At 66.6% G+C, this 15427-nt stretch carries 16 protein-coding genes and 4 tRNA genes; 2 read left to right on the forward strand and 18 right to left on the reverse strand.

What is annotated here, in order from left to right:
• Positions 1 to 46 precede the first annotated feature (46 nt).
• From secF to N1027_RS15495, 17 genes are all read right to left on the reverse strand, one after another.
• Positions 47 to 1039 (reverse strand): protein translocase subunit SecF, encoded by a 993-nt coding sequence (secF, locus tag N1027_RS15415; protein WP_259509019.1) that lies wholly within the window; start codon positions 1037 to 1039, stop codon positions 47 to 49.
• The gene (gene secD / locus N1027_RS15420) at positions 1039 to 2751 is read right to left on the reverse strand and encodes a protein translocase subunit SecD (protein ID WP_259509020.1); all 1713 of its coding nucleotides are present in this window, start codon (positions 2749 to 2751) and stop codon (positions 1039 to 1041) included. Before secD ends, secF begins: the two co-directional genes overlap by 1 nt.
• Before the next feature lie 70 nt (positions 2752 to 2821).
• Positions 2822 to 3232, reverse strand: coding sequence for a preprotein translocase subunit YajC (gene yajC / locus N1027_RS15425; protein ID WP_259509021.1), 411 nt, complete (start codon positions 3230 to 3232; stop codon positions 2822 to 2824).
• Positions 3233 to 3309: 77 nt separating this feature from the next.
• The gene (ruvB, locus tag N1027_RS15430) at positions 3310 to 4344 is read right to left on the reverse strand and encodes a Holliday junction branch migration DNA helicase RuvB (protein ID WP_259509023.1); all 1035 of its coding nucleotides are present in this window, start codon (positions 4342 to 4344) and stop codon (positions 3310 to 3312) included.
• Positions 4341 to 4973, reverse strand: a complete 633-nt coding sequence (gene ruvA, locus N1027_RS15435; RefSeq protein WP_259509024.1) for a Holliday junction branch migration protein RuvA — start codon at positions 4971 to 4973, stop codon at positions 4341 to 4343. Before ruvA ends, ruvB begins: the two co-directional genes overlap by 4 nt.
• The gene (gene ruvC, locus N1027_RS15440; protein WP_259509025.1) at positions 4970 to 5602 is read right to left on the reverse strand and encodes a crossover junction endodeoxyribonuclease RuvC; all 633 of its coding nucleotides are present in this window, start codon (positions 5600 to 5602) and stop codon (positions 4970 to 4972) included. Before ruvC ends, ruvA begins: the two co-directional genes overlap by 4 nt.
• A 4-nt stretch (positions 5603 to 5606) precedes the next feature.
• Positions 5607 to 6365 carry a YebC/PmpR family DNA-binding transcriptional regulator gene (locus N1027_RS15445; protein WP_259509026.1) on the reverse strand — a complete coding sequence of 253 codons (759 nt, stop codon included), beginning with the start codon at positions 6363 to 6365 and terminating at the stop codon, positions 5607 to 5609.
• Positions 6366 to 6411: 46 nt separating this feature from the next.
• Entirely contained in the window at positions 6412 to 7053 is a 642-nt protein-coding gene (pdxT, locus tag N1027_RS15450; protein ID WP_259509027.1) for a pyridoxal 5'-phosphate synthase glutaminase subunit PdxT, read from the reverse strand.
• Positions 7043 to 7942, reverse strand: coding sequence for a pyridoxal 5'-phosphate synthase lyase subunit PdxS (pdxS, locus tag N1027_RS15455; protein WP_259509028.1), 900 nt, complete (start codon positions 7940 to 7942; stop codon positions 7043 to 7045). The genes pdxT and pdxS overlap by 11 nt, the downstream gene beginning before the upstream one ends.
• 103 nt (positions 7943 to 8045) lie before the next feature.
• Complete coding sequence (locus N1027_RS15460; RefSeq protein WP_259509029.1) at positions 8046 to 8675, reverse strand: HIT family protein; 630 nt, start codon at positions 8673 to 8675, stop codon at positions 8046 to 8048.
• Complete coding sequence (gene thrS / locus N1027_RS15465; protein WP_259510428.1) at positions 8675 to 10603, reverse strand: threonine--tRNA ligase; 1929 nt, start codon at positions 10601 to 10603, stop codon at positions 8675 to 8677. Before thrS ends, N1027_RS15460 begins: the two co-directional genes overlap by 1 nt.
• A gap of 108 nt (positions 10604 to 10711) precedes the next feature.
• A complete protein-coding gene (locus tag N1027_RS15470; protein WP_259509030.1) occupies positions 10712 to 11131 on the reverse strand; it encodes a hypothetical protein in 420 nt (139 codons plus the stop codon).
• A 50-nt stretch (positions 11132 to 11181) separates the two neighbouring features.
• On the reverse strand, positions 11182 to 11508 hold the full coding sequence (locus tag N1027_RS15475) for a PGPGW domain-containing protein (protein WP_259509031.1): 327 nt from the start codon (positions 11506 to 11508) through the stop codon (positions 11182 to 11184).
• A 695-nt stretch (positions 11509 to 12203) separates the two neighbouring features.
• A tRNA-Val gene (locus N1027_RS15480) sits at positions 12204 to 12278 on the reverse strand.
• Between the two features lie 33 nt (positions 12279 to 12311).
• Positions 12312 to 12385, reverse strand: a tRNA-Cys gene (locus tag N1027_RS15485).
• Between the two features lie 56 nt (positions 12386 to 12441).
• Positions 12442 to 12513, reverse strand: a tRNA-Gly gene (locus N1027_RS15490).
• A 104-nt stretch (positions 12514 to 12617) separates the two neighbouring features.
• A complete protein-coding gene (locus tag N1027_RS15495; protein WP_259509032.1) occupies positions 12618 to 13070 on the reverse strand; it encodes a hypothetical protein in 453 nt (150 codons plus the stop codon).
• 77 nt (positions 13071 to 13147) lie between these two features.
• Between N1027_RS15495 and N1027_RS15500 the strand changes: the two genes are divergently transcribed.
• Positions 13148 to 13220: transfer RNA gene (locus tag N1027_RS15500), tRNA-Val, on the forward strand.
• 87 nt (positions 13221 to 13307) lie between these two features.
• Entirely contained in the window at positions 13308 to 14096 is a 789-nt protein-coding gene (locus N1027_RS15505; RefSeq protein ID WP_259509033.1) for an EI24 domain-containing protein, read from the forward strand.
• A gap of 25 nt (positions 14097 to 14121) precedes the next feature.
• Here N1027_RS15505 and N1027_RS15510 read toward each other — a convergent pair whose 3' ends face one another.
• Positions 14122 to 15360 (reverse strand): ammonium transporter, encoded by a 1239-nt coding sequence (locus N1027_RS15510; protein ID WP_259509034.1) that lies wholly within the window; start codon positions 15358 to 15360, stop codon positions 14122 to 14124.
• Positions 15361 to 15427: the final 67 nt, after the last annotated feature.

The raw sequence follows: 15427 nt of genomic DNA on the forward strand, positions 1-15427 counted from the left end.
CACCACGATTATCCCCCGCCGACGCGGGCGCTGATGCCCGTTCGCTTCAGGCGTTGACCTCGGACTTCTCCCGAACCGCCAGTACGCGTGAGTCGTGCTTCACGAACCGGGGTTCGTGTCGGCGCAGATCGACGTACAACGGTGCGGCGATGAAGATCGTCGAATACGTTCCCACGATGATGCCGACGAGCAACGCGAGCGAGATGTCCCGCAAGGTGTCGGCGCCCAGGATGAATGCACCGATGAACAGGATCGACGCGACCGGCAACGCGGCGACGACCGCCGTGTTGATCGACCGCACGAGAGTCTGGTTCACGGCGAGGTTCACCGATTCGGCGAAGGTGTAGCGCGAACCGTCGGTGAGCTTCGCTGTGTTCTCACGGATCTTGTCGAACACCACGACCGTGTCGTAGAGCGAGTAGCCGAGGATCGTCAGGAACCCGATGACCGCCGCGGGGGTGATCTCGAAGCCGGTGGCCGCGTAGACGCCCGCCGTGATCACGAGGTCGTGCAGCAGCGCGAGCATGGCGGCGGCCGACATCTTCCACGTTCGGAAGTAGAGCGCCATCACGATCGCAGCGAGCACGAGGAACACCACGAGGCCCTTGATGGCCTGCGACGTGACATCCGCTCCCCACGATGCACCGATGAACGACGCCGTGATCTCCTCGACCGGAACGCCGTAGGTGTCGGCCAGTGCCTGGCGCACCTCGTCGCTCTGCTCGTCGGTCAGCTGATCGGTCTGAACCCGGATGCCGTCCTGCCCCAGCGCCGAGACGCGGGGAACCGCATTCGGCTCGACGCTGTCGACCGCCGCCTGGGCCTTGCCCTGGTCGACCTCGGTGACTCCGGTGATCACGAACTGCGATCCGCCCCGGAACTCGATGCCGAAGTTGAACCCGCCTCGGATGACCGGGATGAGGATGGAGGCGATGATCATCGCGATGGCGATCGCGTACCAGATCTTGCGCTGCTTGATGAAGTCGAACGACCGCTCACCGGTGTAGAGGTCGTTGCCGAACTTGGCGAAACTGGGCATCAGTCGTCCTTCCGATCATCGGACGTATCGCCGGGTCGTTCCATCGTCAATTGGGCAGCTTTCCGCTCCGCGATCGTCTGCCGGCGCACCGCTTCCCGGTTGCTGCCGGTGCGCTTCGCCGCGGACACGTCGACGGGCTTGCGGAATTCCGCCCGCCCTCGGTAGATCGCTCCGAGCGCCGTGGGATCGAGGCCGGTGATCGGGCGGCCGCTCTGGAAGAAGCGGGTCGCCGCGAGCAGACGCAGCACTGGGTGCGTGAACATGATGACCACGATCACATCGATGATGGTCGTCACACCCAGGGTGAGGGCGAAGCCCTTCACGTTTCCGACGGCCAGCACGTAGAGCACGATGGCCGACAGGAGGTTCACGGCCTTGGCCGCGTAGATCGTGCGTTTCGCACGCTTCCAGCCCGCCTCGACGGCGCCCCCGAGGGTTCTGCCGTCGCGCAACTCGTCACGTATTCGCTCGAAGTAGACGATGAACGAGTCGGCGGTGAAGCCGATCGCGACGATCAGACCCGCCACACCGGCCAGGGACAGGCGGAAGTCGATGCGCCACGACATCAAGGCGATCACGAGATATGTCATCGCCCCCGCGATGATCAGCGAGGCGACGGTCACGAGACCCAGAGCCCGGTATTGGATGAGCGAGTACACGACCACCAGGAGCAGACCGATGATGCCGGCGATGAGGCCGCTCATCAACTGGGTCGAGCCGAGCGTCGCCGAGATGGTGTCGGAGCTCTGCACCGTGAAGCCGATCGGCAACGCACCGAACTTCAGCTGGTCGGCGAGCGTCTTCGCCGACTCCTGCGTGAACGAGCCCGAGATCTGCGCGCGGCCGTCGGTGAAGGCGCCGCCCGTGGTGGGGGCGGTGATCACTCGGCCGTCGAGCACGATGGCGAACTGGTTCTGCACGCCGGTGAGACCGAAGAGCCGCGTCGTGACCGCGGCGAACTCCTTGGTTCCCTGATCGTTGAACGTCAGGTCGACGACCCACTGGCCGGTCGACGAACCGTTCTGCGTGGTGGCGACGCCACTGGACGCATCCGCGATGTCGGCGCCTTCGATCTCGACCGGGCCGAGGACATACTTCACCCCGTTGTCGTCACAGGTGACGAGAGGCTGGTCGGCCGGAGCGGGCTCAGAGCTCGTGGGCGCCGCACTGCAGTCGAAGTTGTCGAACTCGCCCTGCAGCGCCGGCGTCACGTACGCCAGGTCGCTGGCGTTGGTGGGGCTCGCCGTCGGCGTGGTCGACAGGTTCGGGTCGACGGTCGGCGTGGCTCCCGGGCTCGACGTCGACGTCGTCGCGGTGGAGACGTCGGCCAGCAGCACCGGCCGGAACTCCAGCTTCGCCGACGACTCGATCCGGTTCAGCGTCTCCTCATCGGGAGTGCCTGGAATCGAGACGACGATGTTGTTCGCACCCTGCGTGCTGATCTCCGCCTCGGTCGTGCCGCTGGCATCGACACGCTGGCGGATGATCGAGACAGCCTGGTCGAGCTGCTCCGAGGTGACCTCCTGGCCGCTCTCGAGCTGCGGGGCCAGGATGATCTGGGTTCCGCCCTCGAGATCGAGCCCGAGCTTCGGGGTCCAGGATGCGCCTCCCCAGAGGACGCCGCCCGCGAGTGTCGCCGTCAGCACTCCGAAGATGACGAGAAGCCAAATGAGGGTGCGAACCGCCATCTTGACCGGGGTAGATTGTGCCACCAGTTACTCAGCTTTCTGTGCCGCCCATGCGCCATCGCGGAGAGCGTAGATCAGGAAAGGAAACGAGAAGTTACTCGTCGTCCTTCTTCTCGGTCTTCGAGACGGTGGGTTCGCCGGCGGTCGGGGCATCCGCCGTGGTCTCGTCGATCCGCTCTCCGTAGGCAGGCGCACCGTCGACGTCGTGGTCGAGCGACTCCTCGAGGGGAGCGAGCGGCGACGGGGTGACGACGCGGGTCACCGTCTGGCGGTGAACACGGAGCACGGTGCCGGGAGTGGTCTCCACCAGAACCTGGTTCTCTTCGTCGTCCATTTCGAGGATCGTTCCGTAGAGACCGAAGTTCGTCATGACCTCGGCGCCCACCGCCACCTTGCTCTGCAGCTCCTCAGCCTGTGCTTTGCGCTTGCGGCTGTTGCGGAACATGAAGAACACCAGCACGGCCAGAACGACCAGCATGATGATTGTTAACGGATCGATGGCCATGAAAAAGGCGCCTTCCAAGTGGGTGAGGGTGTCAGCAAGGCCTCATCATATAGACGAGTGCTGAAGACCAGCTTGAATTATAGGTCATCTCCGAAGAGGGAGTCCGCATTGCGAGGGATTCCGAAGTGAGCCCAGCCCGCCTTGGTGGCGATACGGCCCCGCGGGGTGCGGGAAAGCAGCCCGATCCGCACCAGGAAGGGCTCCACCACGGCCTCGATCGTCTCGGACTCCTCGCCCACCGACACCGCGAGTGTGTTGAGCCCCACCGGCCCGCCGTCGAAGCGTTCCAGGATGATCGACATCACCGCCCGGTCGAGGCGGTCCAGCCCCAATTCGTCGACGTCGTAGAGCTCGAGCGCGGCCTGTACGGCCTCGAGCGAGGCGCCTCCCCCGGCGACCAGGGCGTAGTCGCGCACGCGGCGCAGCAGGCGGTTGGCGATGCGAGGCGTTCCCCTCGAGCGGGAGGCGATCTCGCGCAGCGACTCGTCGTCGATCTCGACCGAAAGCAGGGCCGCGGCCCGGCGGATCACCTGAACGAGTTCCTCTGTCTCGTAGAACTCCAGGTGCGCGGTGAACCCGAACCGGTCGCGCAGCGGGTTCGGCAGGAGCCCTGAGCGGGTCGTGGCGCCCACCAGGGTGAAGGGCGCGAGGTCGAGCGGGATGCTCGTCGCCCCGGCGCCCTTGCCCACCATGATGTCGATGCGGAAGTCCTCCATCGCGAGGTAGAGCATCTCTTCGGCCGAGCGCGCCATCCGGTGGATCTCGTCGATGAAGAGCACCTCGCCGGGCACCAGTGAGGAGAGCACGGCGGCGAGATCGCCGGCGTGTTGGATGGCCGGACCGCTCGTGAGCCGCAGCGGCCGGTTGCTCTCGTGCGCCACGATCATCGCCAGCGTGGTCTTGCCGAGCCCGGGCGGGCCCGCGAGCAGGATGTGGTCGGGGGTGCGGGACTGGATCGCGGCCGCGTCGAGCAACAGCTGCAGTTGCCCTCGCACCTTCCGCTGGCCCACGAACTCGGCGAGCGACTTCGGCCGCAGTGCCCCTTCGAAGGCGACCTCGGCCTCCGATTCCACCTCGGGGTTCACCAGGTCTTCACCGTCGAACGCGGTCATCGCGAGCCCCCGGTGTTCTGCGCCGGGCCGAGCACCGCGAGAGCGAGACGCAGCAGCGACTGCACGTTCGCGGCGTCGGCGGGGGTGGCCGACTCGAGGGCGTCGTCGACGGCCGCTGCGGCATTGCGCTCTGGCCAGCCGAGACCCACGAGCGCGCGTTCGACGTTGTCGCGCACGAGGCGCGACGGGCTCGCCTTGCCGGCGGAGGCATCCGGCGCGTCGAACGGCCGGGCAGCGATCTTTCCGGCCATCGACACCACGATCAACTTCGCCGTCTTCGGTCCGATGCCGGTCACCTTGCGGAAGGCCGCGTCGTCTTCCCGCGCCACGGCGAGAGCCACTTCGCCGGGGGTCATTTCGGCCAGCACGCCGAGGGCGGACTTCGGCCCCACCCCGGTCACCCCGACCAGCAGCGAGAAGATCTCGAGCGAGTCCTGATCCGGAAACCCGAAGAGGGAGAGGCTGTCTTCGCGCACGATGAGCGTGGTCAGCACCGTCGTCTCGGCGCCGACCCGCATCGTGAGCGCGTGCCGGGGCGTGACCGCCACCGAGAAGCCCACTCCGCCCACGTCGATCACGGCGGTCCCGCCGGCGACGGAGAGGACGGAGCCGCGCAACGCAGAGATCATCGGGCCAGCCTATGCGCCGTCGGGCGGCGCGTGGTGCCTTGCTCGGCGGCGCGCCACGCGAGCTGAGCAGGGGTGAGTGAGGACGCCGGGTCGACGGATGCGCGGGGCCGCGTCGATCCGCTGGTCGCGCCGGTCACCGCACTGCCGAGCGGCTCCCGCCAGGCATGACAGATCGCCAGCGCGAGGGCGTCGGCGGCGTCAGCCGGTCGCGGCACGCTCTCGAGTCGCAGCACCTTGGCCACCATCGCGCCGACCTGCTTCTTGTCGGCCTGACCGTAGCCGGTGATCGCCGCCTTGACCTCGGTGGGAGTGTGCAGACCGACCGCGAGCGACCGGCGCGCGGCGGCGAGCAAGGCGATGCCACTCACCTGGGCCGTGCCCATGACCGTGCGCACGTTGTGCTGCGCGAACACCCGCTCCACGGCCACGCTGTCGGGCCGGTGCTCGTCGAGCAGCGCCTCGATTCCGGCGGCGATGATCAACAGCCGCTCCTCGAGGGGCAGATCGGCGCCCGTCGTGATGACGGAGACGTGCACGAGCGTGGGCGTCCGTGTCGCCGCGACATCCACGATTCCCACACCGCAACGGGTGAGGCCGGGGTCGATGCCCAGAACCCGGAGCGGCCTCACGCGGTCAGTCTTCTTCGAGCTCGGCCTGGACGTCAGGCGTGATGTCGATGTTCGTGTACACGTTCTGCACGTCGTCGGAATCTTCGAGCGCGTCGATCAGGCGAAAGACCTTGCGTGCGGTCTCGGCGTCGGCCTCGACCTGCAGGCTCGCGACGAACTCGACGTCGGCGGAGTCGTAGTCGATCCCGGCCTCCTGCAGCGCGCTGCGCGTGGCGACCATGTGCGACGGGTCGGTGAGCACCTCGAACGACTCGGCCCGGTCGGTGACCTCTTCGGCGCCGGCGTCGAGCACGGCGAGCAGGATGTCGTCTTCGGTCACGCCGTCGGCGTGGGCGACGGTGATGACGCCCTTGCGGCTGAAGTTGTAGGCCACGCTGCCCGGGTCGGCCATGGTGCCGCCGTTGCGGGTCATCGCGGTGCGCACGTCGGCGGCGGCGCGGTTCTTGTTGTCGGTGAGGCACTCCACCAGCAGCGCGATGCCGTTCGGCCCGTAGCCCTCGTAGATGATGGTCTGGTAGTCGATCGACTCACCGGTGAGACCCGCGCCGCGCTTGATGGCGCGATCGATGTTGTCGTTGGGCACCGAAGTCTTCTTCGCCTTCTGCACCGCGTCGACCAGGGTCGGGTTGCCGGCCATGTCGGCGCCGCCGATCTTGGCGGCGACCTCGATGTTCTTGATCAGCTTGGCGAACGACTTGGCACGGCGCGAGTCGATGATCGCCTTCTTGTGCTTGGTCGTGGCCCATTTAGAGTGTCCGGACACGAAAATCTCCTTCAGGAATCGATGACAAGTCTACGCGAGCGGTGCGTCAGCGGCGGGAGGAGCGCGCGGCGACCTTGTCGAGGAAGTACTGGTGGAAGCGGTAGTCGGCGGTCATCTCGGGGTGGAACGAGGTGCCGATCAGATTGCCCTGCTCGACCGCCACGACCGTGCCGTCCTCCAGCGTCGCGAGGGCTGTCGCCTGGTCGCCGAGTTCGGCGACCACGGGCGCGCGGATGAAGACCGCGTGCATCGGCGGCTCCCCCAGCACCGGCACGTCGAGGTCGGCCTCGAACGACTCGGTCTGCGCCCCGAAGGCGTTGCGGCGCACCGCGACATCCAGTCCACCGAGGCTCTCCTGACCCCGGATGCCGTCGATGATGCGATCGGCGAGCATGATCAAGCCGGCGCAGGTGCCGTAGACCGGCAGGCCGTCGGCGATCTGCTTCTTGAGCGCGTCTGCCACACCGAAGGTGCGGGAGAGCTTGTCCATCACGCTGGATTCGCCGCCCGGAATGACGAGGCCGGAGATCGCGGCGACCTCCTCGGGGCGGCGCACCGTGATGACGTCGGCCCCGAGACCCCGCAGAACCGCGACGTGCTCACGGAAGTCGCCCTGCAGGGCGAGCACACCGACGGGTCGGGAAGCGCTGTCCGTCGTGGCGCCTGCGCCCGTCTCGTTACCAGCCACGCTCGGCGAGGCGGTGCGGCGCGGGCACGTCGGAGACGTTGATGCCCACCATCGCTTCACCGAGACCCCGGGAGACCTCGGCGATGACGCTCGGGTCGTCGTAGAAGGTGGTGGCCTTCACGACCGCCGCAGCGCGCTTCTCCGGGTTGCCCGACTTGAAGATGCCGGAGCCCACGAACACGCCGTCGGCGCCGAGCTGCATCATCATCGCGGCATCCGCCGGAGTGGCCACGCCGCCCGCGGTGAAGAGCACCACCGGCAGCTTGCCGGTCTCGGCCACCTCGACCACGAGGTCGTAGGGAGCCTGCAGCTCTTTGGCCGCCACGTAGAGTTCGTCTTTCGACATCGACGACAGCGCCGCGATCTCCGACTTGATCTTGCGGATGTGCTTCGTGGCCTCGGAGACGTCGCCCGTGCCGGCTTCGCCCTTGGAGCGGATCATCGCCGCACCCTCGTTGATGCGGCGGAGCGCCTCACCCAGGTTCGTGGCGCCGCAGACGAAGGGAACGGTGAAGTCCCACTTGTCGATGTGGTTCACGTAGTCGGCCGGGCTCAGAACCTCGGACTCGTCGATGTAGTCGACGTTCAGCGCCTGCAGCACCTGCGCCTCGACGAAGTGGCCGATGCGAGCCTTCGCCATCACCGGGATGGAGACCTCGGCGATGATGGCCTCGATCAGGTCGGGGTCGCTCATCCGGGCCACGCCGCCCTGAGAACGGATGTCGGCCGGAACCCGCTCCAGGGCCATGACGGCGACCGCGCCCGCATCTTCGGCGATGCGTGCCTGCTCGGCCGTCACGACGTCCATGATGACGCCGCCCTTCAGCATCTCGGCCAGGCCCCGCTTGACGCGGTTGGATCCGAACTCGTGTGTGGTGCTCTCGCTCATCATGTCCTCTCAGAAACAGGAAGATTCTACCGTGCGGGGCTCGGAGCCTCGGCCGCCAATACGGTTTTCGTGGCCTTGAACGGCCAAGCGGCGTCGGTCGGGCTCAGCCGACGGGCCAGGCGGCCTGGATCTCGGCGCGCACGTCGCCGAGCAGCTGCGGCACGGCCTTCGTGCCGGCGATGATCGGGAAGAAGTTGGAGTCGAGGGCCCACCGCGGCACGATGTGCTGGTGCAGGTGCCCGGCCACTCCGGCGCCCGCGATCCGGCCCTGGTTCATCCCGATGTTGAAGCCGTCGCAGTGGGAGACCTCCGTCAGCACGCGCATCGCGGTCTGCGTGAGGCTGCCGATCTCGGCCACCTCCTCGGGCGTCGCCAAGTCATAGGTGGCCACGTGGCGGTAGGGGCAGACCAGCAAATGGCCCGAGTTGTAGGGAAAGAGGTTCAGCAGCACATACGCGTGCTCGCCGCGGGCGACGATCAGACCCTCTTCGTCGCTCAATGTGGGCGCCCGATCGAAGGGGCACTCGTCGATGTGCGGTTGCTCGCCGCCCTGGATGTAGACCATCCGGTGCGGGGTCCAGAGACGTTGGAAGGCATCCGGAACCGCCGCGAAATCGCTCGAGGACTCCACCGTGAAATCGTCGAACTCGTTCGGACCGTAGTTCGCGCCGGGCGCGTTCCGACCTTCGTCGCGAGCGTCGTGGTCGTCGTGGTCGTCGTGGTCGGAGCTCATCAGAGCTGACCCGCGGTCGTCACCTGCAGGTGCTGCTCCACGCTCGCCACGATCCGCTCGATCGCGTCGTCGACGGGCACGCCGTTCTCCTGCGATCCGTCGCGGAAGCGGAAACTCACCGAGCCGGCAGCGGAATCGTCGGCGCCCGCGATGAGTAGGATCGGCACCTTGTCTTTCGTGTGCGTGCGGATCTTCTTCTGCATCCGGTCGGCCGAATCGTCGAGCTGAGCACGGATGCCGCGCTTCTTCAGCCGCCGCACCACCTCGGCGAGGTAGTCGGCGTGCTCGTCGGAGATCGGGATGCCCACCACCTGCACCGGGGCGAGCCACACCGGGAAGGCGCCCGCGTAGTGCTCGAGCAGGATGGCGAAGAAACGCTCGATGGAGCCGAGAAGGGCGCGGTGGATCATCACCGGCTGCTGGCGCGAGCCGTCGGGCGCGGTGTACTCGAGCTCGAACAACTCGGGCTGGTTGAAGTCGAGCTGCACTGTGGACAGCTGCCAGGTGCGGCCGATCGCGTCGCGCGCCTGCACCGAGATCTTCGGGCCGTAGAAGGCCGCTCCCCCGGGGTCGGGCACGAGCTCGAGACCGGAGTCGACGGCCACCTGGCGCAGGGTCTCGGTCGCGTCATCCCACAGCTCGTCGTCGCCGACGGATTTCTCGGGATCTTTCGTGGAGAGCTCGAGGTAGAAGTCGTCGAGCCCGTAGCCGCGCAGCGTCTCGAGCACGAAATCGAGCTGACGGGACAGCTCGTCCTTCACCTGGTCGGGGGTGACGTAGATGTGCGCGTCGTCCTGCGTCAGGCCGCGCACGCGGGTGAGGCCGGAGAGGGTGCCGCTCTTCTCGTAGCGGTAGACCGTGCCGAACTCGGCCAAGCGCAGGGGAAGCTCCCGGTAGCTGCGGCCGCGGGCGCGGAAGATGAGGTTGTGCATCGGGCAGTTCATGGGCTTCAGGTAGTAGTCCTGGCCCTGTCGGGTGATGTTGCCCTCAGCATCGGTCTCCTCGTCGAGGTGCATGGGCGGGAACATCCCGTCCTTGTACCAGGTGAGGTGCTGGCTGGTCTCGAAGAGGTGCTTCTTCGTGATGTGCGGGGTGTTCACCAGTTCGTAATCGTGCGCGATCAGTTGGCTGCGCAGGTAATTCTCGATCTCGGCCCGGATGATGCCGCCGCGCGGGTGGAAGACCGCGAGGCCCGAACCGATCTCGTCGGGGAACGAGAACAGGTCGAGCTCGTTGCCGAGTTTGCGGTGGTCGCGCTTCGCGGCCTCTTCGATGCGGGTCTGGTAGGCGCGCAGCTCGTCTTTGGTGGGCCAGGCGGTGCCGTAGAGGCGCTGCAGCTGCTTGTTCTTCTCCGAACCGCGCCAGTACGCGGCGGCCAGGCGGGTGAGCGCGAAACCGTTGCCGATCATCCGGGTGCTCGGCAGGTGCGGGCCCCGGCAGAGGTCTTTCCAGAGCGTCTCGCCGGTCTTCGGGTCGACGTTGTCGTAAATGGTGAGTTCGGCGCCGCCAACCTCCACCGACTCGTCGTCGGCGCTCAGCTCGTCGTCGCCGGCCCCCTTCAGGCCGATCAGCTCGAGCTTGTAGGGCTCGTTCGCCAGCTCGGCACGCGCTTCTTCTTCGGTCACGACCCGACGCACGAAGCGCTGGCCCTGCCGGATGATGCGCTCCATGCCCTTCTCGATGGCCTTCAGGTCGTCGGGGGTGAAAGGCTCGGCCACGTCGAAGTCGTAGTAGAAGCCGTCGGTGATCGGCGGCCCGATGCCGAGCTTGGCCTCGGGGTTGATCTGCTGCACGGCCTGGGCGGCGACGTGCGCGGCCGAGTGGCGGAGGATCGCGAGTCCGTCGGGACTGTCGATCGTCACCGGCTCAGTGGTGTCGGCATCCGTCACCGTGGTGGCCAGGTCTTTCAGTTCACCGTTGACGCGCATGGCCACGACGGCCCGGTCAGTGAAGAGATCAAATCCTGTTGCCACGGGTGAGGTGCTCCTGTTTCCGTCGAATCGAACCCACCAATCCTATCGACGTGGCGGTCGCGCTCAGACCGGTGGGCGCTCTCCCTGCACAGCGAGGCGATGAGTCGCATCCATCGACGCGATATCGACGAAGCCAGGCGTGCCCACGACCGTGCTCGGCGGTGCGTCGACGCGGGCAAATCCGCTGCTCGATGTGGTGGCCGAGAACACCTGGCCGGTCTCGAGAACGGTCCAGGTGACCTGAACGCCGGCCACGGGCGAGTTCGTGGCGCGCGTGCGGATGTAGGCCTCGAGCACGAAGGCCTGGTAATCGGCACTGACAGACCAACCGGCGTAGGACTGGTAGACGATGTAGGTGCTGGTCTCGTTACTCGCGGCGGCAGCCGGGGCCGCGATCGTCAGTGCGACCACCGGAACGCTCCAGGCGGCCATCGTGAGCGCGGTGCGGCGCGACGGAAGTTCGGTCGTTTCGTTGATCCCCATGTATCGAACCCTACTGGGACGCGCGCCCGTTCGGGGGCGCTGTTTGAAACTCAGCTGTGCGGATCTGCGGCGCGCTTGGCGGCTTTCCGTTCAGCCGCCTTCGCTTTGGCGACCGCGTAGGTCTTCTTGGCGGCGGCGTTCGCCTTGGTGCTGACCTTCTTGGCCGATTCGAATTCGGTGCCGAGCAGGGCGAGTCCGCCGATGGCGATGAGGGCGCCGGGCCCGGGCAATGGAATCAGCACGACCCCGAGCGCCACCGTCCCGCCGCCCACGACGCCCACTCCGGTTCGGTAGACGCGGTTCGCAGTGGGATTGCGGCCGATCATCGCTCGCGTACGCGCGGCGACGCCGGGCTTGGCCGTCGGAGAGGAATCCATGCTTCGACCGTACGACGCTCTCCCCTTCCGGCACCCGATTCAGATGACTTTCGCGGCGACGCCGGGCCCCGCAAGTGGTGGGCGATACGGCGATCGAACCACCACGAATCGGTAGGGAGCGAAGCATCGCTCCGCTCGCGATTCGTGGGTCCTGGTTCTCCAAGACGAAAGGCCCCGGAACGTATCCGGAGCCTTTGAGTGGTGGGCGATACTGGGATCGAACCAGCACGAATCGCTGGAGGCGGAAGCATCGCTTTCGCCGCGATTCGTGGGTCCTGGTTCTCCAAAGGAAAAGGGCCCAGAAGATATCCGGGCCCCCCAAGTGGTGGGCGATACGGGGATCGAACCAGCACGAATCGCTAGGGAGCGAAGCATCGCTTCGCTCGCGATTCGTGGGTCCTGGTTCTCCAAAAGAAAAGGGCCCAGAAGATATCCGGGCCCCCCAAGTGGTGGGCGATACTGGGATCGAACCAGCACGAATCGCTAGGGAGCGAAGCATCGCTTCGCTCGCGATTCGTGGGTCCTGGTTCTCCAAGACGAAAGGCCCCGGAACGTATCCGGAGCCTTTGAGTGGTGGGCGATACTGGGATCGAACCAGCACGAATCGCTGGAGGCGGAAGCATCGCTTTCGCCGCGATTCGTGGGTCCTGGTTCTCCAAGAGAAAAGGGCCCAGAAGATATCCGGGCCCCGCAAGTGGTGGGCGATACTGGGATCGAACCAGTGACCTCTTCCGTGTCAGGGAAGCGCGCTACCGCTGCGCCAATCGCCCATTGGAGTGTTATCCCCTGCGGTGGTGTTCGAGTGGAGGTGGCGACGGGATTTGAACCCGTGTGGACGGCTTTGCAGGCCGCTGCCTCGCCTCTCGGCCACGCCACCCAGTTCGTGCTTTCGTGTAAACCGCGTGGGTTGCCACAAACGAGTAACTTCACTCGAGCGGATGACGAGATTCGAACTCGCGACCCTAACCTTGGCAAGGTTATGCGCTACCACTGCGCCACATCCGCATTTCGCTCGCATTTCTGCGTGCGGATGAGACTCTATCCGACTCGCTCGACGATTGCCAAACCAGGACACGCCGGGAGCGTGAATATGCCGATAACGCGGCGTGTCACACCCAGAAGAACAGGTTGTAGAAGAACGAGCTCGCATCGCCCAGCACGGCGGTGGCGATGGCGGCTGCCAGCAGCCGCACCACGAAGAGCACCAGGTCGACGTAGGCGAGCACGAGCGCCCCGACCGCCATCCCGCGACCGACCCGGGCGCTTTTTCCGGTTGAACTGACGGCCAGATGTCCGAGCACGATCGCCGGCACGATGAGGAGCAGGCTGAGGAACGACGCGGCACCGAGGGTGGAGAGCACACCGTCGGGCGTGTCGGTGACCGCCGCGGCGCCGAGCTTCGCCACGAGGGTGCCGCCGAACACGATCACCCCGAGCACGAGCGAGAGCACGGCCGTGATGGGGCGCTTGTCGCCGGGGCGCACGGGCCCCGGGTACGGCGCGGGAACCGGGTTCGCGGAGGCGGGTGCGGGCTGACCGGGGTGCGGAGGCGGGGTGCTCATTTCTGAACTCTAAGACCTCGTCGAGCGCCCGTGCACACAAGAGCTTCCCGCGTCCACTAGTATCGATAACTGTCCCCGGGCGATTGGCGCAGTTGGTAGCGCGCTTCCTTCACACGGAAGAGGTCATCGGTTCGAGTCCGGTATCGCCCACGAGCATATAGAAGGGTCCCCGTTCACGGGGACCCTTCGTCGTTGGTGGCTCGGGTGCGGGCGGGTCGCGCCGGGTACGCTCTGGAGATGATTCGAGAGTTCTTCAGCGGCATCGGGGTGCTCGGGCGGGGGCTCGGGCTCTGGGCCACTCGCCCGAAGCTCATGCTCATGGGAGCACTGCCCGCGCTCATCGTGGCCGTCGTCTACCTCGCCGGCATCGTCGTGCTCGCCGTCTTCTCCCCCGACCTCGCGACCTGGGTGACGCCGTTCGCCGAGGGCTGGGTCGAACCGTGGCGCACCATCACCCGCGTCTCGGCGGCCGTCGCTCTGGTGGGTGTGGGCATCCTGCTCGTCGTCTTCACCTTCACCGCCATCACCCTCGCGGTCGGAGACCCGTTCTACGAGCGCATCTGGCGCGACACCGAACTGACTCTCGGAGATGCTCCCGCAGAGCCCTCAGGCCGCTTCTGGCGGCTCCTGGCCCGCGGAATCGGCGCGGGCCTGCGCATCCTGGCCCTCACGATCGTGATCGGCCTGGTGCTCTTCGTCGTCGGCCTCGTGCCGGTGGCCGGCCAGATCGCGGTACCCGTGCTCGCGGCGCTCTTCGGCGGCTGGGTGCTCGCCCTCGAGCTCACCGGGTTCGCCTTCGACGCCCGGGAGCTCCGTCTACGCGACCGCAGACGGATGCTCGGCGCCCGTCGCGCTCGCACTCTCGGCTTCGGCGTGGCCACCTATCTGCTCTTCCTCATCCCGCTCGGCGCGGTGTTCGCCATGCCTGCGGCGGTCGCGGGGGCCACCGTACTGGCCCGCGACGCGATCGGGAACCGCGAAGCAACCCTCACGCGCACGGAAGCGGGGCGCCACCCCGAAGGATGACGCCCCGCTTGTGGTCGTGCAGTGATCAGACGGTTTCGAGCACGTAGCCCTCTTCGCCGTGCACCGTGGTGTCAACGCCCGCGACCTCGTCTTCGTTCTTGATGCGGAAGCCCATCGTCTTCTGGATGATCGTGCCGATGATCCAGGCCATGCCGAACGAGTAGACCATGATGACTACGGCTGCGACGAACTGCTTCAGCAGCTGCTCGCCCGAACCGGTGTCGATGAGGCCGATGCCGGCGCCGAAGATGCCGATGTAGAGCGTTCCGATGAGACCGCCGACGAGGTGGATGCCCACGACGTCGAGCGAGTCGTCGAAGCCGAGCTTGAACTTGAGCTCGACAGCCAGCGCGCAGACGGCTCCGGCGAGCACGCCGAGCACGATCGCCCAACCCGGGGTCAGGATGTTACAGGCCGGGGTGATGGCGACCAGGCCGGCCACGGCGCCCGATGCTGCACCGATTGAGGTGGGCTTGCCGTCCTTGATCTTCTCGACGATCAGCCAACCGATGATGGCAGCGGCCGGAGCGGCGAGGGTGTTGATCCAGGCGATCGCGGCGACGCCGTCGACTGCGGCTTCCGAACCGGCGTTGAAGCCGAACCAGCCGAACCACAGCAACGCGGCGCCGAGCAGGGTGAGCGGAACGTTGTGCGGCTTCTGGATTCCCTTCTGGAAGCCGACGCGCTTGCCGAGCACCAGGGCGAGAGCGAGAGCGGCGGCACCGGCGTTGATGTGCACCGCGGTTCCACCGGCGAAGTCGTTGACGCCCCAGACCGGAGCCCAGCCTTCCGCGAGGTTGAAGACCATGAACGCGACCGGGAAGTACACGACGGTCACCCAGATGCCGGCGAAGACCATCCACGCACCGAACTTCGCACGGTCGGCGATGGCGCCCGAGATGAGGGCGACGGTGATGATGGCGAACGTGGCCTGGAATCCGGCGAACGCGAGTCCGGCGAGATCCGGGTCCATCGCTCCGCCCTCACCGATGCCGAGGAGGCTGCCGAGTCCGATCGAGCCGTCGAAGGGGTTGCCGACGATGCCGGGGATGAGTGGGGTGCCGAATGCGAGACCGTACCCGTACAGCACCCAGAGGACGCCGACGAGGCCCATCGCTCCGAAGCTCATCATCATCATGCTGATGACGCTCTTCGCTTTGACCATGCCGCCGTAGAAGAAGGCGACGCCGGGGGTCATGAGGAGAACGAGGGCGGCTGCAACGAGCAACCACAACGAGTTCAGGTTGCTGGTTACTTCTTCCATATCAGGGTTACCTCTCTAGAACGTGCTGGCGGGTAAGTCTGAATTGCTGTGTTCGTCACGGCTAGCA

The sequence above is a fragment of the Herbiconiux aconitum genome (genome assembly GCF_024979235.1).
Classification (GTDB): Bacteria; Actinomycetota; Actinomycetes; order Actinomycetales; family Microbacteriaceae; genus Herbiconiux; species Herbiconiux aconitum.